At 36.0% G+C, this 22832-nt stretch carries 12 protein-coding genes and 3 pseudogenes; 12 read left to right on the top strand and 3 right to left on the bottom strand.

Annotation, left to right across the window (positions count from 1 at the left end; genetic code table 11):
* A partial coding sequence (locus tag CHV_RS04255; protein WP_191321629.1) for a transposase occupies positions 1 to 313 on the bottom strand: 313 nt, incomplete at its 3' end.
* Between the two features lie 548 nt (positions 314 to 861).
* Here CHV_RS04255 and CHV_RS04250 point away from each other — a divergent pair.
* The 7 genes and pseudogenes from CHV_RS04250 (at position 862) to CHV_RS04220 (ending at position 12120) form a co-directional block, all read left to right on the top strand.
* A complete protein-coding gene (locus tag CHV_RS04250; protein WP_034577584.1) occupies positions 862 to 1737 on the top strand; it encodes an IS982-like element ISCca4 family transposase in 876 nt (291 codons plus the stop codon).
* Between the two features lie 1238 nt (positions 1738 to 2975).
* A pseudogene (locus CHV_RS05430) lies at positions 2976 to 4390 on the top strand (IS5 family transposase).
* Positions 4391 to 6478 carry an ATP-dependent DNA helicase RecG gene (gene recG / locus CHV_RS04240; RefSeq protein ID WP_034577583.1) on the top strand — a complete coding sequence of 696 codons (2088 nt, stop codon included), beginning with the start codon at positions 4391 to 4393 and terminating at the stop codon, positions 6476 to 6478.
* Positions 6479 to 6549: 71 nt separating this feature from the next.
* Positions 6550 to 8052, top strand: coding sequence for a carboxypeptidase M32 (locus CHV_RS04235; RefSeq protein ID WP_034577581.1), 1503 nt, complete (start codon positions 6550 to 6552; stop codon positions 8050 to 8052).
* Between the two features lie 111 nt (positions 8053 to 8163).
* The gene (locus CHV_RS04230) at positions 8164 to 8526 is read left to right on the top strand and encodes an FtsL-like putative cell division protein (RefSeq protein WP_034577579.1); all 363 of its coding nucleotides are present in this window, start codon (positions 8164 to 8166) and stop codon (positions 8524 to 8526) included.
* The gene (locus tag CHV_RS04225; protein ID WP_051602247.1) at positions 8468 to 10651 is read left to right on the top strand and encodes a penicillin-binding transpeptidase domain-containing protein; all 2184 of its coding nucleotides are present in this window, start codon (positions 8468 to 8470) and stop codon (positions 10649 to 10651) included. The genes CHV_RS04230 and CHV_RS04225 overlap by 59 nt, the downstream gene beginning before the upstream one ends.
* Positions 10651 to 12120, top strand: a complete 1470-nt coding sequence (locus tag CHV_RS04220; RefSeq protein WP_320408512.1) for a UDP-N-acetylmuramoyl-L-alanyl-D-glutamate--2,6-diaminopimelate ligase — start codon at positions 10651 to 10653, stop codon at positions 12118 to 12120. Before CHV_RS04225 ends, CHV_RS04220 begins: the two co-directional genes overlap by 1 nt.
* Positions 12121 to 12184: 64 nt before the next feature.
* Here the strand turns inward: CHV_RS04220 and CHV_RS04215 are convergent.
* Both CHV_RS04215 and CHV_RS04205 read right to left on the bottom strand, forming a co-directional pair.
* A pseudogene (locus tag CHV_RS04215) lies at positions 12185 to 13593 on the bottom strand (IS5-like element ISCca5 family transposase).
* 114 nt (positions 13594 to 13707) lie between these two features.
* Positions 13708 to 17235 carry a sodium:solute symporter family transporter gene (locus CHV_RS04205; RefSeq protein WP_084303117.1) on the bottom strand — a complete coding sequence of 1176 codons (3528 nt, stop codon included), beginning with the start codon at positions 17233 to 17235 and terminating at the stop codon, positions 13708 to 13710.
* 344 nt (positions 17236 to 17579) lie between these two features.
* Between CHV_RS04205 and CHV_RS04200 the strand changes: the two genes are divergently transcribed.
* The 5 genes and pseudogenes from CHV_RS04200 to CHV_RS05425 form a co-directional block, all read left to right on the top strand.
* Positions 17580 to 18422 carry a phosphatidate cytidylyltransferase gene (locus CHV_RS04200; RefSeq protein WP_034577577.1) on the top strand — a complete coding sequence of 281 codons (843 nt, stop codon included), beginning with the start codon at positions 17580 to 17582 and terminating at the stop codon, positions 18420 to 18422.
* An 83-nt stretch (positions 18423 to 18505) separates the two neighbouring features.
* Positions 18506 to 19162: a phosphatidylserine decarboxylase family protein gene (locus tag CHV_RS04195; RefSeq protein ID WP_034577576.1), complete on the top strand. Its 657-nt coding sequence runs from the start codon at positions 18506 to 18508 to the stop codon at positions 19160 to 19162.
* Positions 19163 to 19235: 73 nt separating this feature from the next.
* On the top strand, positions 19236 to 20735 hold the full coding sequence (gltX, locus tag CHV_RS04190) for a glutamate--tRNA ligase (protein ID WP_034577575.1): 1500 nt from the start codon (positions 19236 to 19238) through the stop codon (positions 20733 to 20735).
* Between the two features lie 255 nt (positions 20736 to 20990).
* Positions 20991 to 22139 carry an RtcB family protein gene (locus CHV_RS04185; protein ID WP_034577574.1) on the top strand — a complete coding sequence of 383 codons (1149 nt, stop codon included), beginning with the start codon at positions 20991 to 20993 and terminating at the stop codon, positions 22137 to 22139.
* A gap of 246 nt (positions 22140 to 22385) precedes the next feature.
* Positions 22386 to 22800: pseudogene (locus tag CHV_RS05425) on the top strand (transposase); the annotation flags it as partial.
* Between the last annotated feature and the right edge of the window lie 32 nt (positions 22801 to 22832).

Raw genomic sequence — 22832 nt, 5'->3', positions numbered from 1 at the left:
CTAATCTATCTAAAGCTTTCTTTTCTGTAAGAGCAGTCCTAAATCTGCTTAATACACTATGATCTGGTACGGAATTATCCATCGATATACCACAAAACCTGCTAAAAGTAATACGATCATTTACTTCCTCTTCGACTTGGTAATCGCTCAACCCATACCACTGCTCAAGCAATAGCATTTTAAACAAAAGAAGGGGACTATAAGCAGGCTTGCCTGATAAACGTAAACCTTTAGGATAATAAATACGCAGTTCTTTTTCTACTAATGACCAGTTAATCAGATTATTGATTTGATCAAAAAAGTATGCTTGCATTTACGACGACTAGCTGATATATCTGATAAACTTAACTGACCGCTCACTTTGATTGACATAATAATATCATAAAATTTTTATTACAAAACCTAAACAATAATTACAAGTTAAACTTTTAATAAAATTAACAATTACTTTTTTATACTAAAATCTAAAAACCTATTGCAACGGTCTCACATTATTAATCAATAGAAAATAATTAAATAAGCAAATATTTTCTGGTGCGGAATGTGAGTTACCCCACTTCGTTGGACAGCATTAAAGGATCATGTGGAAATGATTAAGCTTTTATTGGAAAAGAATAGGAATGCTCCTCAATGAAAAAATAAAATAATTAGTACATCGCTTGATTTAGCCAGAAAGCATAAACATGCAGCATGCATTTGTGTATTAGAAAAAGTGTTAGAAGAATAACAGACATCTGAAATTGAGTTTAAACATATACACGTCAGTTTTGGATTAGAAATTAAGAAAAGAGTATAAAAAGCTCCTTTGTGTTTTAAATTTGTGGGATTGAAAAATAATCATAAAAACCAAAGGAGCCGGATATGAATGTATCAAAATTAGTTGAAATATATTACGCTGTTGATGAATTTCTTATAAAATTTATGCCTTATATGGAATCACATTTGTTACCTACTTCAGATAGAAAACCTACTAGAACATGTTCACTGACTTTGAGCGAAATAATGACAATATTAATTGCTTTTCATGTAATTGGCTTTAGAAATTTTAAGTTGTATTATATTCATTTACAACAATTTCATTCTAATGACTTTTGCAAGTTAGTAAGCTATAGTAGATTTATATCCCTAGTTCAAAGAACAGTAGTTCCATTTTACTTTTTTTCTTTAAGTCTTTCTAAAACGAGAACAGGCTGTTATTTTATGGATTCAACCGCTATAAAGGTTTGTAATATAAAAAGAGCTTATGCTCATAAAGTATTTAAGACAATTGCTAGTAAAGGTAAAACTACTACTGGATGGTTTTACGGAATCAAATTAAACTTGATTGTCAATGATTTAGGAGAAATTATGAATTTTTCTCTTACTACAGGTAAGTCCAATGATAGATGGCCAGTAGAAAACTTATGTAAAAATTTGATCGGAAAAGTATTTGCTGATAAAGGCTACTTGAGTAAAGAATTATTTGAAAAACTTATGGGAAAAGGCATAGAACTGATTACTCAAATCAGAAAAAATATGAAAAATGCTTTCATGCCTATCTGGGATAGGCTAATGCTTCGAAAGAGATCTATCATTGAAACCATTATCGATCAGCTTAAAAATATTAGTCAGATAGAACACTCCAGGCATAGAAGTATACCTAATTTTATTGTCAATTTAATAGCTGGTATTACAGCTTATTCACTAAAAGAGAAAAAACCGGCTATAGCTAATATATATACAACTGGTTTACAATAAGTCTAATCCGAAACTCACGTTATACAGTTTTATATAGGGACAAGGAAAACCCTTTTTTCCCAAATCCTCAAAATGGGATAATAAAATAAATGGATATTTTAGATTCTTTATGATATTTTTTAAAGTTTTTACACAAAAATTTAACATATTGATCTTCTTATGAATTACTTAAGCAAGACAAATCATATAAAAATAAGACCATCAATAGTTATACACTTGATATAACTAAAACTATTAAGAAAAAAGTTATGCACTTTTTATTCATAGTCCCCCTCGCGTACCGGTCAAGTAGACTTGAAATCATAAAATATCTTTTTAACGAATTTATAATCGTAATTTTATAGGAAAATATTTTTAAATACGTTTATAATCATATCATATATTTATTTTTTAAGTCACAAAAGTCACAAGAGATACATAAAAAATAGTTTCTATGTTAAACTTTATAAATTGATTATCAACGTTAATTATGAATTAGCTAAACTTTTTGTATTAATAACTTTATTATAAAAAATATAGTAAAATGCATTTATACTTATTTATTGATTAAAGAAATAAAAGTTTGATAATCAGTATTTTAAAAATACTTTTTAATTCGAGAATCACGCTATCAATACAAAAGTATATAAGCCAAAGCTTAGGTAAAACAAACATAAAAAGTTGTTTATAATGGATTTATATTTTAATATAGTGTCTAAAATAGATCTATTTACTTGGTATCCAATTAATTATATACTAAATACGGAACATATGCCAATTGATAAAAATTGAGTTATTGACATTGATTTTAAAAACTTTTCAAGTTACCACCTAGAGTAAACGCACAGATCCGTCTTAAGACCAAATAGAAAGTGGATAAGTCGATCGTTTTAATAAAAAATTATACACAATCTTCCTTTTAAGATATGTTCTCCACATATCCACTAGATAGTAAAGACTTATATTCTTTTTTTAAATCAAATTATTTATAATGCTCCTGGGGTGGATGGGGATAAATATGAAAGTGTAAGGGGTAGGTGCTACTGTGCGCTGAATAGCAGTATAATGGTTTAATCGATTAAGACAATCTAGAAAATAGGGGTACCCATGGATAATTTTTTCTCAAGAGATATAACTTTACTTAGTCGGCCCTGAAATACCATATAATTATTTGTTAATCAGCAAATAAATGGTTAAATTTATATATGGTTAATAACCAGTTTTTAGGTTGTTTTGTATAAAAAGCTTGCAAAATAAGGATGAAATCTAAGAAAATAAATAATAGCCTTGAGCGTTTGTTTGAGCAACGCTTATCTAGTTTTCTCAACCCGAAACATCCATTATTCCAGTTATCTGATTCGATTCCTTTTCACTCCTTAGCATCAGATTTAGACCGCGGTTTTAGCTATGGACCTGGTCAACCTCCTTTGCCTATTCGTTTAATTATAGGTCTTCTCATTATCAGTCATATGTATAATATTTCTGATGAACAAGTAGTGGTTAGATGGGTAGAAAACCCTTATTGGCAATACTTTTGTGGATATGATTATTTTCAGTTTAAGATGCCTTGTAACCCCAGTTCATTGACCCGTTGGCGCCATAGATTAGGTCAAGAAGGTCTCAATTAAGATTTTATCTATGACTATAGACTTAGCGCTAAAAAAAAAGTAGTGACCCGAAAAGAACTTGAAAAAGTTATAGCTGATACTACTGTAATGGAGAAAAATATCCGTTACCCAACTGACTCTTCTTTGCTTAATAAATCCAGAGAAAAATTGGTCAGTATAGCCAAGAAAACAGGTATTAAACTGCGTCAAACTTATCAGCGTTTAGGTCTATCTATCAAACGTAAAGTTGATTGCTATGCTCATGCTAAACAGTATAAACGTTTATCTAAAGGCATTAAAACATTAAAAACCTATCTTGGTAGAGTAGTCAGAGATGTAGAACGTTCTATACAATCCTCTGATGATCTAATACGGAATCAATTTACCAATCTACTATCTATAAGTAAAAAACTTATAAACCAATACAAAAAAAAGTAAAGATAAAATTTATAGCATCCATGAACCATCCGTCTACTGTGTAAGTAAAGGTAAGTCTAAACATCCTTATGTAGTTTGGTTGCAAGGTACAATTTACAGTAACGCAATTAAAAAAGGTTTAATTGTTTCAACAGAAGCAATACATCCTAATGCTTACGATGGCCATACTTTGCAGAAGTAGTTTATTACAAGCCGAGCAATTATCTGGTAACCAAAGTAAAGTATGTCTTTTGTAGATAAAGCCGTACCGGGGTAATAATATACCTGTTAGTGAATGTAATATATTTATAAGTGGTTCTAAAAGGGGAATAACGCCTGCTACTAAAAAAAGCTATAAAAAGAAGATCTTCTATTGAACCGCATATTGGTCATATGAAATCCGATGGTAAATTATCTGTTAACTATTTGAAAGGTATTCTAGGAGATAAACTTAACGTTATTTTATGTGCTATTGCTCATAACCTACGACTGATTACAAGAAAGTTATTCTTAACACACTCACAATCACATAAATTAAAACCTATATAATTAAAATTCTTAATCCAAAACCAGTTATACCTATATCTTGGGTAGGAAAAATAGAGCGCCTGCTAAACCATAAATATTGTAAAAAAAGATCCATTCAATAAATTTATTCAAAAAAAATATTTCAGGGCCGACTACTTACAGGACTAGATAAAGCCCGTCTCCTTAAAGATGAACTGAATATACATACCTATGAAGATCTTTTAAAACACTATCCATTTCGATACGAAGATAGAAGCCGTCTTGTTACAATTATATCCTTAACGCCTACTACTTCCAGTGTACAACTGCAGGGATACGTTACCAAATTGGAAAAGATTGATAAAGGAAAAAAGAAACTGGTGGCACAGTTTAAAGACCAAACTGGACAACTACAATTGGTGTGGTTCCATAACTTTTCTTGGATTATAAAAAAAATTAGACCAAATGTATTGTACCGTATCTGGGGTAAACCTATTTTTCTACCACAAGGTCCCATACAAATAATGCATCCAGAAGTTTGTTTTATAGAGGCTTATCAAAAAAAAAAGATAACTTATTGCCTTTGTATCATGCTACAGAAAAAACTAAAGCGGCATCAGCTAGATACAAAGGGAATTGCGTGTTTGCAAAAAAAGCTGTTGGGCCAGCTCTGTACAACGATAGAAGAAACCTTACCGAACTATTTATTAAGACGCTATCAACTATTTTCTTTAAAAGAAGCCTTTCAAAATATTCATTTCCCTAATGACGAATCGGTGCTAAGACAGGCGCGAAGGCGGCTTAAGTTTGAGGAATTATTCTATATTCAATTAAAGTTGCTCAAGCAAAAACAGATTTATTCTACCAAACAAAATGGTAAAGTTTTTAATGACTTGTCACTGTTCAACGCGTTTTACCACCACCATTTACCCTTTCATTTGACCGATGGCCAAAAGCAGGCCATTAAGGAGATTTATCGCGACATACGTTCTGGAAAGCAGATGAACAGACTTTTACAGGGTGATGTGGGAAGCGGCAAAACGATAGTTGCTTTTTTGGCCATGTTAATGGTGGTGAGCAGCAAAGTACAGGTGGCGGTTATGGCGCCTACTGAGATCTTAGCTCATCAGCATTTTGAACGTTTTCGTGTTTTTGCGCAACATTTAAATTTGAATATTGCCTTACTGACAGGAAGTACCAAAAAAAAAGAAAGAGAACATACTTTATACCGGCTGAAGGTAGGTTTACTTCCTATTGTGGTAGGTACCCATGCGTTACTTAGTGATGCAGTTGTTTTTAATGAACTGGGCTTTTTTATAATAGATGAACAACACCGTTTTGGTGTCGCACAACGTGCTGGCCTTTTAATTAAAAATCAAGTTTATGCGCCGCATATACTGATTATGACAGCTACGCCTATTCCAAGGACTTTGGCCATGACCTTTTATGGTGATTTGGATCTTTCCACTATTTATGAATTGCCTTCAGGGAGGAAACCTATTAAGACGCAACACTACTATGAAAACTTTCGGTTAAAAGTTTTTCAACTTATAAAAGAGCAACTTCTATTAGGTAGACAGGTATATATTGTTTACCCTCTTGTAGAAGCTTCTGCTGTATTGGATTACCACAACCTGATGGATGGTTATACTTCTGTTTCTAAGGCTTTTCCAGGTACGCCTATTGGCATAATACATGGAAAGATGGACGGTTCTGCCAAAGAAATAGAAATGAAGCGTTTTGAAAAGAATGAAACACGTATTCTAGTAGCGACAACGGTTATAGAGGTCGGCATTAATGTACCCAATGCTACAGTAATCCTTATTGAAAGCGCAGAGCGATTTGGATTGTCCCAATTGCATCAGCTACGTGGCAGAGTAGGGCGTGGTAGTGGGCAATCTTATTGTATATTGATGACCGATTATCGTTTAAATAAAATAGGAAAAAAACGAATGGAAGTAATGGTTAAAACCAATAATGGATTTGAAATAGCTGAGTTGGACCTCAAACTCCGTGGCCCAGGAGATCTAATGGGGGTGCAACAAAGTGGCCTACTAAATTTAAAAATAGCCGATTTGTCTAAGGACGCTGGTATTTTAGAAGTAGCACGTGGGATTGCTAAAGATATTATTCAACAAGACCCAAATTTTCAGCAGCCTGATCATTTGGTAATTCATAAGGAATATACTAGATTACTGGCCTCAGGTGGAGATTGGAATAGAGTAGGATAAAAGTGCTTTTGTAAATAATAAAGGATTGAGCAAATACCATTCGTTCTAGCTTAATTTTTAATGAAAAGATCATGTTACTATACAAAAGCTTTGTAGAAAGGTTTAGCCATATTCAGTTGCTTCGTCAGATAAAAGGACTTTTATCATGGGATCAGCAAACCTATATGCCCGCTGGTTCGGTTGATATACGTGCCAAGCAACTTGCTTATGTTGCCAGCTTAGCGCATGGGGAGGCAACCAGTAGTAAATACCGAGATGCCTTGGCAGAAATGATTGATATAGAAACAGAAGAAATTAAGTTAGAAGGCTTATCTAAAATAGCAGTATCCAATCTCAAGCAGTGGTGTAAGGATTTTAAGCGGACCACTAAGCTGCCACAATCTTTTGTTCAGGCATACTATACTACAACTGCTACCGCAACAGAAGTATGGAAAAAGGCTAGGGCAACTTCTGATTTTTCCTTATTTCGTCCTTGGTTGCAGAAGGTGGTGGATCTTAATCGAGAAAAGGCCAATCTACTGGGCTATGTAGATAGTCCCTATGATGCATTAATTGATTTGTATGAACCTGGTGTAACCGCCTCTACTTTATCCACCCTTTTTGCGGACATATCTTCTTTTTTATCTGGTATCGTAAAAAATACCAATGGTAAAGATAGTCCTTATAAGGTATATTTTGACCATTCTTTTCCACAAGAAGCACAAATGCGATTCAACCATTTGCTCTTAAAGACCATGGGCATTAGTGGTGAAAATAGCAGATTAGATTGTTCTGCACATCCTTTTTGCTCCGGCATACATCCTTCTGATGTAAAGATAACTACAAACCTAGAGGGTGGGTTGTTGCAGAATATTTTTGCTGTTTTACACGAGGGTGGCCATGCACTTTATGAATTGGGCCTTTCTAAAGAAGACTGGGCTACACCTTATGGTCAAGCTATTTCGATGGGGGTGCATGAAAGTCAATCCAGGTGGTGGGAAGTGATGGTGGGTCAGTCTCTTCCTTTTTGGTCTTATATGTACCCTATCTTTCAAAAACATTTTCCCCATTTTAATGGGCTATCACTTGCCAATTTTTACCAGCACATCAACCATGTGCAAGCTTCTTTTATTCGTATTTATGCGGATGAAGTAACCTATCCGTTGCATATTATCCTTAGGTTTGAGTTAGAAAAAGCATTGATAGAGGGGACTATGGATGTGTCAGATGTACCAGAGATGTGGAATGTGAAGATGCAAACGCTTTTGGGCATTACACCTAAAAATGATGCGGAAGGATGTTTACAAGATATTCATTGGTCTTCAGGTCATTTTGGTTATTTTCCCACCTATGCATTGGGTAATATTTATGCGGTTCAATACTTTGCTGCGTTTGTTCAATCTTTTCCAGACTGGGATGTAAAAGTAGCGAAAGGATCAATTGCATTTATGAAAGATTGGTTACATAACCATATTCATCAGTTTGGTAGAATGTATAATGCTCCGGAAAGTATGCAACGTGTTACCGGTCATCCTATATCTACTCAACCCTACAAAGATTATATTAGGAGGAAATATCAAAATTTGTCTAAATAATCCTAATAATCCCATCAAAATTTTAATTGAGTTCCTATGCCAACTAATTTTTTGTATTAGCGGTGATAAAAAAGTAAGTTTTTAAAAAAATTATGGCTTCTAGTGGTAGAAATGAAGGAAAATAGTTATAAACCTATTAAAAGATTCACTTTATTTGGTCGATTGGAGAAAAAGTTGGGTTTAAAAGGTATCTCTTTAGATACCCCTTACTATGTATTTCGTCTGTTGTACCTTTTCTTTTTAGGGTTGCTTTATATTTGGAATGCGCATTACCATGAAAAAATTTTGCATAAAATCCATCAGCTCCAGCCTATGGTAGATGGGCTTCGTGTCAAACATATGCGGCTACAATCTAGTTATATGTTTGATAGCAAACAATCTGAAGTAGCTAGAAAGGTTGCACGATTGGCTATTTATGAAAGTAAAACCCCTCCTTATACCATTAAAGCCAATAAAAAAAGTGACGCATACTAAGGCAATTTTATTGCGTGCCAGAATAGTCTTTCTTTCTGTTGTATTTTTTTTCGGGGTCGTTATATGGAAGATAGTCCATTTACAGTTTATAGAAGCAGATAAGTGGCGCCATCTTGCCAAAGTGGCACAATTAGAATATAGACCTATTCTAGCCACCAGAGGTAATATTTATGCCGATGATGGCGCTTTATTGGCCACTTCTCTTCCCTTTTACAGAGTTGCTTTAGATCCTGTTCTGGCTTCAGATCTCTGTTTTAAAACAGGAATAGATCCACTTAGCCAAGCATTGTCTGATTTTTATAAAACCTATCCGTCTGATTATTATAAAAAGTTAATTATAGATGCCCGTGCCAGAAAACGGAGGTACCTACTCTTGGATCAAAGATGCATCACCTATGAAGAAAAGAAGATGATGAGCCGTTGGCCTATTTTTAATCAGGGTAGGTTTAAGGGAGGGGTCATTTTTGAAGCGCAATACGAACGGTACAATCCCTTTAAGGAATTGGCCAGGCGTACCATTGGCATGCACAGGGAAGCACATGGGTATGGTCTAGAATATTCCTTTAACCAAGCATTAAAAGGAGTAGATGGCAAAGCACTGTATCAAAAAGTAGTGGGTGGTAAGAAAGGGGTAGATGAAAAAACATTTTACCAGAAAGTGGTAGGTGGCAATTGGAAAAAAGTTCCGGAAGGTACCGTGATACCCCCTATACATGGATGTGATTTGGTCACTACGCTAGATATCAATTTACAAGATGTAGCCCAAAGCAGTTTGTTAACCGTTCTTGAGCAAACAGATGCGCAAAATGGTTGCGCAATTGTAATGGAGGTTGCTACTGGGGCTATTAAAGCAATGGCTAATTTGTCTCGTACAGAATCTGGAAAATATATAGAAGCCTATAACTATGCCATAGGCCATCAAGGTAGCGTAGAACCGGGTTCAATTTTTAAGTTGGCATCTATGTTGGCTTTGTTAGAGGAAACAAGATGGCCGCTTACCAAGCCAATAGATACTGGCCAAGGCATGATACGATTTTATAACAGATGGATGAAAGATGTTAAAAAAGGAGGATATGGATTGCTTACTTTGCAAGAGGTATTTGAAAAATCATCTAATGTGGGTATCTCTATGGCCATTCATGAAACGTTTGGTGCAGCCCCTCAAAAATTTATCCATTATATGGAGCAGTTGGGTATCCACCAACCATTGGGGATTGAACTAGTTGGAGAAGGGAAACCCTATATGGTTACCCCTAAAAGCAAAATGTGGAGTGGCGTAGCACTTCCATGGCTTTCTATTGGTTACAACTTACAGGTAACCCCACTTCAGATGTTGGTACTGTATAACGCAGTAGCCAATAATGGTAAAATGGTCAAACCTATGTTCGTGCAACATGTACAATCATCCCATGGCATCATCAAAAGTTTTCCAACTACAGTCTTAAAAGAAAAGATCTGTTCAGATGAAACGTTGCATAAACTAAAAGTTATGTTAGAAGGAACCGTAGAAAAGGGGCTTGCACAACGCATTAAGCATGGATTTTATAAAATAGCTGGTAAGACGGGTACTGCTCAAAAATTGGTGAATAGAAGGTACACGGACCACCACCTCACCTCATTTGCTGGTTATTTTCCAGCAGATCGTCCCTATTACAGTTGCATTATTGTAGTAGATGATCCGCAAGGTGCAACCTTCCGCTTTGGTTCAGAAGTACCTGCGCCTATATTTAAAGATATTGTGGATAGAATAGCTGGGAAAGATTTGCAGGCAAGAAAACCCATTAATGGGTCTGTAGGACCCTATCCAACCTTACTTTCTAATGTAGGTAATACCCATGAACTCCGTTTTTTATACCAATGTTTACACCTCCCTCTACCTAAACCTATAGATGATCTAGCCCCAAATTGGGGCACCATGCAGATCAGTCCTACAGGCGTAACCTTTCAACCATGCCACAACCCCTCTCCAAAAGAAGTACCCTATGTATTGCATATGAAGCTACGTGATGCACTTTTTTTGTTAGAAGAACATGGTCTTAAAGTTACAGTAGTGGGCAATATACATGGTGCAGTATCCAAACAATCTAAAGTAATCGATAACCATATTACTATTTTATTAAAGTAATGATGCACCATCTTCAACAGCTTTTAGTAGGCATTTCTGTAAAAAAAATGTGCGGTTCAACCGACCTATCTGTAGAAAGTATTTGTTTTGATAGCCGTAAAGCAGTACGCCGTTCTTGTTTTATTGCCATAAATGGCAGCCAATTGGATGGACATAGCTATATATCAATGGCCATAGCAGCAGGTAGTAGCGTTATTGTATGCGAATCGCTGCCTGAGTCCATTCACGAAAATGTAACCTATATAGTGGTCTATTCTACCGCTAAAGCACTGGGGATTATGGCTGCTAATTTTTACGGACAGCCCAGTAAAAAACTAAAACTAGTAACAGTGACTGGTACAAATGGTAAAACCACTATTGTACACTTACTATATCATATGGTCTGCAAAATGGGCTATAAAGCTGGTATGTTTTCTACCATATACAATAAGGTTTTAGACCAAACCTATCCCGCTAGCCATACCACACCAGATCCTTTGCAATTACAGTCATTCTTACATTTTATGGTCGCGTCGGGTTGCCAATATTGTTTTATGGAAGCCAGTTCACATGCCATAGTGCAAGAAAGGTTGGCAGGCCTCCATTTTACAGGTGCTATATTTACCAATATTACCCATGAACATTTGGACTATCACCTTAACTTTTCCCAATATATTCAGGCTAAAAAAAAACTATTTGACCATTTGCCTCCTACTGCTTTTGCCCTTATGAACCAGCAAGACAAACACAGTCGGATACTGCTTCAGAATTCTAAAGCTAAAAAATTTACTTTTTCACTTCAAGACGTTGCTGATTTTAGAGCAAAAATAGTGACCAATAGTTTGCATGGGTTAGAATTAGCCCTAGACCATCAGTTGATATGGTTTCAACTACTGGGTGCATTCAATGCCAGTAATCTCTTGGCTGCTTATGGTACCGCTCAGTTATTAGGGTTAAATGGGCAAGAAAGTTTGGTCGCACTTTCAGCCATTCCCCCTATTTTAGGAAGAATGAATCGGGTGCACCATGGAAAATCACAACAAGTTATCATAGACTATGCCCATACGCCAGATGCCCTTCAAAAAGTAATGGATACCTTGCATGCCATCCGTCCTGCTGGCAGCAGGCTTATTGCCATTATGGGGTGTGGAGGCAACCGTGACCAAGGAAAACGGGCGATGGTTGGAAAGATTTTATCTCAAAATAGTGATATCGCTATATTTACCAGTGATAATCCAAGAGAAGAAGATCCACAACAAATTATACATGCGATGCAACAAGGTGTATCTGAAACAGACCTGCCAAAGGTACTGCATATCATAGATAGAGCAATGGCCATTAAAACAGCTTGCTTAGTTGCGCACGCAAACGATCTAATTTTAATAGCAGGGAAGGGCCATCAATATTATGAAGAGATCAAAGGCGTAAAATATCCTTTTTTTGAAGCAAAAATAGTTCAGGAAGTTTTAGGCGCTGCAAAAGTAGTTTAGGTGTAACCCAACCATATTGTTTTGCTCTAATTAGTCGGCCCTGAAATATTATTTTTGAATAAATTTATTGAATGGATCTTTTTTTACAATATTTATGGTTTAGCAGGCGCTCTATTTTTCCTACCCAAGATATAGGTATAACTGGTTTTGGATTAAGAATTTTAATTATATAGGTTTTAATTTATGTGATTGTGAGTGTGTTAAGAATAACTTTCTTGTAATCAGTCGTAGGTTATGAGCAATAGCACATAAAATAACGTTAAGTTTATCTCCTAGAATACCTTTCAAATAGTTAACAGATAATTTACCATCGGATTTCATATGACCAATATGCGGTTCAATAGAAGATCTTCTTTTTATAGCTTTTTTTAGAGCAGGCGTTATTCCCCTTTTAGAACCACTTATAAATATATTACATTCACTAACAGGTATATTATTACCCCGGTAGGCTTTATCTACAAAAGCATACTTTACTTTGGTACCAGATAATTGCTCGGCTTGTAATAAACTCTTCTGCAAAGTATGGCCATCGTAAGCATTAGGATGTATTGCTTCTGTTGAAACAATTAAACCTTTTTTATGCGTTACTGTAAATTGTACCTTGCAACCAAACTCATAAGGATGTTTAGACTTACCTTTACTTACACAGTAGACGGATGGTTCATGGATGCTATAAATTTTATCTTTACTTTTTTTTGATTGGTTTATAAGTTTTTTACTTATAGATAGTAGATTGGTAAATTGATTCCGTATTAGATCATCAGAGGATTGTATAGAACGTTCTACATCTCTGACTACTCTACCAAGATAGGTTTTTAATGTTTTAATGCCTTTAGATAAACGTTTATACTGTTTAGCATGAGCATAGCAATCAACTTTACGTTTGATAGATAGACCTAAACGCTGATAAGTTTGACGCAGTTTAATACCTGTTTTCTTGGCTATACTGACCAATTTTTCTCTGGATTTATTAAGCAAAGAAGAGTCAGTTGGGTAACGGATATTTTTCTCCATTACAGTAGTATCAGCTATAACTTTTTCAAGTTCTTTTCGGGTCAGTACTTTTTTTTTTAGCGCTAAGTCTATAGTCATAAGATAAAATCTTATTGAGACCTTCTTGACCTAATCTATGGCGCCAACGGGTCAATGAACTGGGGTTACAAGGCTATCTTAAACTGAAAATAATCATATCCACAAAAGTATTGCCAATAAGGGTTTTTCTACCCATCTAACCACTACTTGTTCATCAGAAATATTATACATATGACTGATAATGAGAAGACCTATAATTAAACGAATAGGCAAAGGAGGTTGACCAGGTCCATAGCTAAAACCGCGGTCTAAATCTGATGCTAAGGAGTGAAAAGGAATCGAATCAGATAACTGGAATAATGGATGTTTCGGGTTGAGAAAACTAGATAAGCGTTGCTCAAACAAACGCTCAAGGCTATTATTTATTTTCTTAGATTTCATCCTTATTTTGCAAGCTTTTTATACAAAACAACCTAAAAACTGGTTATTAACCATATATAAATTTAACCATTTATTTGCTGATTAACAAATAATTATATGGTATTTCAGGGCCGACTAATTATGTTGGTCATTTTCGGAAAGGGTACAGAGCTTCAATGCTTCTTTGGCAGCCTTTTCTAATGCTTGCCCTATTGCTGGGTCCAGGTATGTATGGGCTATTTGTACATCTATATTGAGTGTTTCTTGTGCCATATGCTTTACCTCTGTTAAATGGATATAGCCAGCTGCATGGCGTAGGTCATAAAGCCGTTCGGCTAGTTTGATAAATAGTACAGAAAGCTGTACGTGTTCTTCTTTAATGGCTTGTGCCAGTCTATTTTGGACATAAAGCAAAGAAGGATGGTCTAACTCCTCCCGTTTGTCTATTTTTATTACATTGGATACAAAAACGTAAACGCCTAAGTTATAATGTTCCTTGATATAAGAAAGGGGCAAACAGGTACAGCGTACCAATCCATAAAGCAAAGCAGCGTACACCACCTTAGGAGAGTGGAAAACCCAATCTATTACCAGTTGGGCAATCCCTACTGCCCGTACATAAAACAATTGTCCAGAAATATGGCGCTTAAAGCCAAAGTGCTTCCTGAGCAATAAAAGTATACCTGAAATAATCTTTACATCAATAGGATCCGCTTCAGACGAAGCTTTGCAGACATAGTCATGGAATTGCATGAGCTTCATCATCGAATCAGCTTGTTCTTTAGGCGTAATAGGGGCTTCTCTAGTTAAGGAATCTATAGGCAATCTAGCAGTCATTTTATCTAGAATATCGGTAACATCTATAGGGAATACCATTAGGGTATAAATTTTCTTTTCATCAAGAGAAGCGTCTAGATAGCCATAATGGGCACGGACTACACTGGATAGGGTATCTTGCTCCAGATCTATAGATGGTGGCGCCTGTTTTTCTTCTTTAAGATCCACACAATCTATTGGATCATAGCACCCTTTTACCTTAGGTAGGTCAGTATGATGCACAGTAGACGGGCTGATGACTAGCGCAATAGCTTGAAAATCGATACAGACCGGACCACTGCTTCCAATACCATCAGCTTGTTTAAATTGCAAAGCAGTAGGATGGAGTGCTACTTTAACAATAGGTGGAATGGTTTGAGTGAGCTTACCCATTCGTAAGATAATTTTAACCAATGCATAGGTTACCTGATGGATATCACATACTACATCGGTAGCTAATGGATTACTAGGCGATTTTATTTTTTTTACCAGTAGTTTAGGTGGATGTTCTATCTCCTGGGATAAACTAACCTCTACTGTACGAATCAGCTTATCTAAAGTAATATTGTTAGGCTGCAATAGTGCATGGGCTTTGGCAGCTTCTCTGCTGTTAAAATAGGCTATCCAATCGTAAAGTTTATGGATAATGGTTTGGAAATCTTCTTTATAAAGGGGTGTATGGTTGTCTAAAAAGGAAATAGATTCTTCTACTTTACGCACTACTTGTGCTAAAATGGATCCATATCCTCTAGGAGAGGTAGCACGCGTGGAGGGAACCAGAGCCGCCTCATAGAGAGAGGCTTTTAGTTGTTGGGAGGCAGTAATCTTTTTTTGATCTTTCAGGTAAATATTTTGTCGGGTAAGCTTATTTATTTTGGTTTTAAAATAGACTATAATCGAAAACATACATAGGCCCGCTAGCAATAGCGGCCATAGGGAAGCGAATAGGGCAAAAGACCAGCCAAATGCAAAAAGGCCCCCTAAAAATGTAGTGGTTACCGCCCCTATAGCAAGATAGAGGGGCAATATCCATAAGATTACCGCAGAATGGGTCAAAGATAAAGCTAGACTAAAGATGGGATCTACCATGTCCCACCAGTTCGCAATCAATTTTAAAGGTAGATAAATGGCTAAGGTTATCAGCGAAACTAGGTTAATAAACCAGTTGGGAAGTATTCTGCCCAAGAAAGCTTTAGAAACTATAAAAAAAGCCCCTACAACCACTTGACATAGGGCAGCATGGATGCAATCTGGTCTAATAAACCAATAACTTAGAATGGCAGTAGTGATTGCATAAAGTCCTATTAAATATAGGGTAAGGTCACTGGTTATCAGATTGGCTAAGGTGTTTTTTCTATTGGCCCAAGCGTTTTTAATGGCTTCTTTTCGCTCTGTGCGCTTGCGGGCATTCTCTTGTTGGAGTTGTTTAAATACGTTGTCGGGTTTGACCCAACCGGAACCATCTGGCTGTTTGAGTAAATAGTGGGCCGCTAGCATAGCAAAGCCATTGGCAAGCATAGCTACGAAAGCTCCATCTATTTCTATTATAGGTTCAAGCCACTTGTTCCAGGCCAAAATAGTAAGTAGGCCGGTGGTCATACCGATCAAAGCTATCGAGGAGCTACTTCGAAAACCTAAAATAGCTAAAATAAAGGGAGCAGTTAATATAGGTACACTGCAATCAAGGGACCAATACACTAATTTCAACAGATCGTTACACTTAAAAGCTACCATCATAGATAGTAGACCAATTATGAGTGTCGTAGTTTTAGCTATTGTAAGCTTACGGGTATCAGGAATTTCTTTTTGTAAGCTCTGTACGATATCATGTCCGACCATAACAGAACAAGTATTTAAAGCAGAATCGGCTGTAGACATTGCCATAGCGAGCAAACTAATCGTAATAAAACCCTTAAAAAGAGGAGGGATATGGGTTACTATATAACTCCATATCTCTTCTTTGGGTAAATCTGGTGCTCCCACAAAAGTAAATAGACCGATTAAAATTATAAAAACCTGAATTATACAGCCAAAAACAGAAGCATACCAAAAAACCTTTTGTGCCTGAGTAGGACTAGAAGCCATGTAAACACGCTGCATAAGAGCGGGTTCTACTATATTACTTGGCATATCAGCTAGCAAAAGTAGCAACATACCTATTAGTTTTGTGTTAAGTAATTCGTTAAACTGAAATTTAGTGTAATTCTGTAGTATGGGAATAATTGTTGCAACTGGTTTTTCTACATTTACAAACATAAACCAAGAAAGAAGTGGAATAATAATTGCAAAGGTTATAAATTGAAACACATCTGTAAAAGTAACAACGCGAACTCCTCCAAACATAGAATAGAAAATAAGAATTAATGTAGAAAATATCGGTATTATATAGGGGTTAGATGAGATTACGCACATACTAATAGCATGGGACATTATGATGATTTGAGAAGTAATTAGAACGATGTTTCGACAAATACTCACCAACACAGTTATAAACCTTGGATATCTACCATAGATACTACCCATTGTCTCTGCTGTCGAGAAGTGTTGCATGAATGGCCCCATACGTAAGGATAATTTGCTAATAGTACACATACCAAAAGGTACTATAAGCAAAACGACTATGAACCACAAACCAAGGTCATGAATACACTCTACATTACGAACTAACCCACCTCCTTCAAAAAAAGTAGCCAACACCGTAGCTACCAAGGTAGCCGTAGTAAATTGTTTATTCCCTACCGCATATTCTCGAAAAGTGGGTTTTTTTTTACTAAAGTAAATACCTACCACTAAGGTTGATAATAAAAAAGTTGCTACTATTACAATAGCCATATTGAAGTAAATCATAAAGCAACAAATTAATAAAGTAAGGTATAGAAAATATTATAGAGATAAATATTGAGTTTATATAATACAAATTTTGGTTTAAAAAACAAATCCGTAAAAGACGGGGTATGCTAAAAAATTTTTCCAATCCGGTTTGGTCTCGTTTGAGACCGATGATACTTCTAGCGCTGTGATGAGGTAATTTTATAGATTTTATCCCATACTAAGTAGGGTAAAAAGAGCTACACGAGAGAAGCTATTTTGTTCCTCCTGTTAAATTTTATATCATTGTAACAACGTTTTGCTGTCCTGTTTGGCATAAGGCGTTATGCAAGCGGTCTATTCTGTATTTAAAAACAGCTCCTATGGCTATGGTAAAAAACCAAAACAATTTTCTACAACGTTTTTTTTCAATTGTCTTTTTTACACCTGTTATTGTTTTTGCGATTTTTTGGTCCGCATGGACCTATTTTTTTCTTTTTTTTTATGTAGTTATGCTGGCGATGCTAGAGTTTTATAAGCTGCTTAAACAAGCAAATGTTGCGCCTATGCGTGGCTACGGCATTTGGCTAGGCTTGCTTTTATATACGCTAGTCTTCTCCTATTATCTTCAAGATAACTTTTCACCCCTATTGAGCTATGGGGCTATCTTGTTCACTATTTTGGTATATATCGTTGCACTGTATAGCCGTAAGCCCTCTAACCCTTTTTTAGATATTGCGGTTACCTTTTTGGGTATTTTGTATATTGCGGTTCCTTGTGGCATGCTACATTATTTGGCCTTTTTTAAAGGTATCTATTCGCACCAATTGATACTGGGCTTACTGATCATTGTTTGGAGCCAGGATACAGGGGCCTATCTAGTAGGCTCTACCATAGGAAAATCTAAACTGTTTAAGCGGATTTCTCCTCAAAAAACATGGGAAGGTTTTTTTGGGGGGGCATTCTTTGCCCTTGTAACAGGTCATGTTATAGCCTGTTTTTTTACTATTTTACTTCCATGGCAGTGGCTTGCCATCTCGGCAATTACCATACTTACAGGGACCTATGGAGATTTGGTTGCCTCATTACTTAAAAGAAGTGTAGATGTAAAAAACGCTAGCGAAATGATTCCAGGCCATGGAGGACTTTTGGATAGGGTGGATAGCCTATTGCTAACCATTCCTACCGTAGTTGCATTTTTGAAAATAACTTTACTATATGGATAAGAAAGATCAAATTCAGTTTACTTATAGACCAGTGGGTGAGTTATAAAACCCCACTATAGCTATAGATTATAAGGCTTCTAATAATGAAAATACATAAAGAAGGAAAAGGAATTTTATTATGGACACCCGTTTTGCTGCTGCTCATTTATTATGGCATGCATAAAAAAGTGGTGTTTAGTTACCGCCAATCCATAGGATTTGCAGTAGTAAGTAGTGCTTTGTATTTTTGGTTGATCTATTTTTTTAGGGATCCATACCGGATCATTCATACCCAAGATCAATATATATTAGGGCCAGCAGATGGTAAAATTTTGAGTATTCAAAAGGTCTATGAAGAAGAGTACTTACGGGAAGATCGCATCAAAGTTAGTATATTTATGTCTCCTTTTAATGTACATGTCAATCGATTTCCCATGTCTGGAAGAATTGTCTTTTTTAAGTATCACCCAGGTAAGTACCTAGTTGCTTTTCATCCCAAAGCTAGTACACATAACGAAAGGACCTCTATTGTAATTGAAAATGACAATGGTCAGCAAATTCTTTTTAGACAAATAGCTGGTTTTATGGCACGTCGCATCAAGTTTTATTTTAAAGAAGGTGAAGCAGTCCAGCAAGGTGAAAAATGTGGCTTTATTAAGTTTGGGTCAAGAGCAGAAGTCTATTTGCCGCTAGATGCCCATATTCAAGTATCTGTAGGGGATAAAGTGAAAGGGGGCATTACCGTTTTGGCCAAAATATAAATTCTACCTACTAAATGCCCATCTGGGCAAATTTTTCTAACCATTGTATTTGTATTATTTTTCACATTGATATATGGCAGTACGTGTACGGTTTGCACCTAGTCCAACAGGCGCACTACATATTGGTAGTGTTAGAACCATTCTTTATAATTACTTTTTAGCCCAAAAAGAAGGAGGTAGTTTTATACTCCGTATTGAAGATACGGATCAAAAACGTTGGGTGGCTGATGCAGAGGCTTACATTCTAGAAAGCTTGAATTGGTTAGGGATTGTACCAGATGAAGGTCCTCAAGTAGGGGGGCCATTTGGTCCTTATAAACAATCTGAACGGATCGGGATCTATCAAAAGTATATCCAACCCTTATTGGATAGTGGACATGCCTATTATGCATTTGACACACCGGTAGAAATTGAGGCGATGCGCGAACGACTTAAAGCGGCAAGGGTGGCCAACCCACAATATAATGCTACTAGCCGTGAATGGATGCGCAATGGGCTAACCATGCCTATGGAACAGGTTAACGAATGGATCGCTGCAGGAAAACCCTATGTGATTCGACTAAAAATACCCCATAAAACCCTTATACGTTTTCATGATGGCATCCGTGGCTGGGTAAAAGTAGATACTACGGTCTTGGACGATAAGGTTTTGATGAAATCAGATGGGTTGCCTACTTATCACTTTGCCAGTGTTATAGATGATCATCTGATGCAAATCAGCCATGTCATCCGTGGTGAAGAGTGGCTACCCTCCACCCCTATTCATATATGTTTATACCGTTGCCTAGGCTGGGCAGATAAAATGCCCCAATTTATACATCTACCACTGTTGTTGGCCCCCGATGGTCATGGCAAATTAAGTAAGCGTCATGCGGATCAATATGGCTTTCCTGCTTTCCCTATTGCTTGGAACAGCTCAGATCTGACCGTTGAAAACGCATTTAGAGAAGCAGGTTATTTGCCAGAAGCATTGTTGAATTTCTTGGCTTTATTGGGATGGAACCCAGGTACCCATCAAGAAATATTTACCAAAAAAGGCTTAATAGAGGCTTTTTCTTTGGAGCGATTAGGCAAATCAGGTGTGAAGTTTGATGTGGCAAAAGCCAAATGGTTTAACCAACAACATATTAAAAAACAAGGTCCAACTGTTTGGGCGAACTACTTTATAACAGAAGCTGCGCAAGAAAACATAGTTTGTAGCCAACAAGATGCGGTAGCCATTTGTAACTTGGTAAAAGATAGAATTACTTTTCCAAAGGATTTCTGGCAAGAAGGTAGATTTTTTTTCTTTGATCCTGTAGATTATAACGCTGAACTAATCCAGCAAAGATGGCATCACCAAACCAAAGAGGGGATCATGGCTTTTCATAAAGGGCTTTCTACCCTCGTAGAGTGGAATTCGAGTGAAATTAAACAGTTGTTAGAAACAACGCGTATTGCTGGTATGATGCCTCTATTGCGTATGGCCCTTACAGGAAAAATGGCTGGCCCAGACCTTATAGAAATTATAGTTCTACTGGGTAATAAGAAGACCCATATGAGAATTGCTACATTTTTAGAGAAAATAGGGTAAACTAGCTTTATTATAGTGGACCGAAATATTCTGACAATTTTTTGTTGATTTTATTTTCTTATCTCTTTTTCGCGATACACAAACTTATCTTTATATTGTATAGATTTGATAGAATCAATAATTGGATCTAAAAAACAGGTGTCTACTTTTTGAGAACCTTCCTAACCTTATAGCTGCATAATAGTCAAATTTTAAGACAATTCAGAAACTTATACAAAATCAACGACAGACTCGACAACCCATTAAATAGTTGTTATGGATAAAAAAATTAATATTTATGGTTTGAATATAGAAGAAGAAGCCTTAACACAATTCAACAATTGTTGTAGTAAGAACTTTGTGGTCGAGGCTGCACTGATGCCAGATGCCCATTCTGGATATGTTGCACCTATAGGTAGTGTGATCAAAACATCAAAAGTCATTGTACCTGCTTGGGTGGGCTATGATATAGGATGTGGCATGATTGCTGTTAAGGTATCAAACCATATAAATGAACAAAAAATTATACAAGACAAGGCGAAACAATTGTTTAATCAAGTGAATAGAGATATACCTATGGGTGCAGGTCGTTACAATAAACAAAATGACCGAGTTTATTTAGTTGATGAAATGGAAATAGAACTTAAAAAATTAAAAGATGCTACATCTTATCAAACTTTATGGAGTCAGGTATATCATAAATCAAAACCAAATTTAGGTACTTTAGGTTCGGGTAATCATTTTATTGAAATATTGATCAGTAATGATGAAACATGGTTAGTGATTCACAGTGGGTCAAGAGGGGTTGGCCATCATATAGCTACTCATTTTATGAAAGCTGTTTCTGGATTGGAAGAAGGGTTTGAAGAGACGTTTCCTATTGAGGATCTAAGTGTACGTAACGAATATATGCTTTTTCAAAAATATTGTTTGGAATTTGCTTTGTTAAATAGAATGTCTATGGCCATAAAAGTTGAAAAAGCTATCAGTAAAGTAGTAGGTATTACATACAACACTATGGAAAATTTGTGGACAAATAAAAATCATAATCATTGTATTGAATTAGCCGATGATCTATTCTTACACAGGAAAGGTGCAACCTCTTCGGATAAAGATGAGCGTGGTGTAATACCTGCCAATATGAAAGATGGTTGTTTGTTAGTTCAAGGGTTAGGTAATGCTGACTTTTTAAATAGCTCTTCGCATGGAGCGGGTAGAATGATGTCCCGTAAAAAAGCACGAAAGCATATCATGCTAAGTGCGTTCAAAGAAGCCATGCAAGGAATCATTGCACCTGTATACACAAAAACACTTGATGAAAGCCCATTTGCTTATAAAAATATAACAGAAGTCATGGCATTACAGAAAGATAGTGTTAAAGTACTCAAACATTTAAAACCAATTGTTAACTGGAAAGGGTTTTAGAGGGGGCTGTCATCTTGTTTTTAAAAATGAATTATCGGGAGTCTATTTAAGAGTGAAAAAGATTTAGCTCTTCTAAGCAAGCAACTATTAAAACTCACCGTAGAACGTGCCGTAGATGCAGAATTAGACGATCATCTTAGCTATGAAAAGCATTCTATAGAAGGTAGGAATATGGGAAATAGCCGTAATGGTTACCCTCCTAAGTGATTAAAAGGTGATTTTCCTGAAATTGAAATTAATACGCCACTAATTGTTAATGATTTAGGTGGAATAATGAGTTTTACACTTACCCCAGATAGGGTCAATGATAGATTCTCTGTAAAAAGTTTACAAAAATTTAATGCGTAAAATATTTTCGGATAAAGGCTTGCCTTAGCAAAGAATTATTTGAAAAACTTATGGAAAAAAGTATAGAACTGATTACACGAATCAGAAAAAATATGAAAAACGCTTTTATGCCACTATGGGATAAACTAATGCTTCGAAAGTGATCTATCATTGAAACCATTATCGATCAGCTTAAAAATATTAGTCAGATAGAATACTCCAGGCATAGAAGCATACCTGATTTCTTTGTCAATTTCATTGCTGGAATTGCGGCTTATGGGCTAAAAGAAAAAAACCTTCTATATTTAATTTATATATAACTGGCTTACACTAAGAATAATTCAGAATTGACGTTAATACACTAAC

This window comes from Cardinium endosymbiont cBtQ1 of Bemisia tabaci (assembly GCF_000689375.1).
Taxonomy (GTDB): domain Bacteria; phylum Bacteroidota; class Bacteroidia; order Cytophagales; family Amoebophilaceae; genus Cardinium.
The sequence above is the reverse complement of the archived record's forward strand: the minus strand, read 5'-3'. Positions and strand labels throughout refer to the sequence as shown.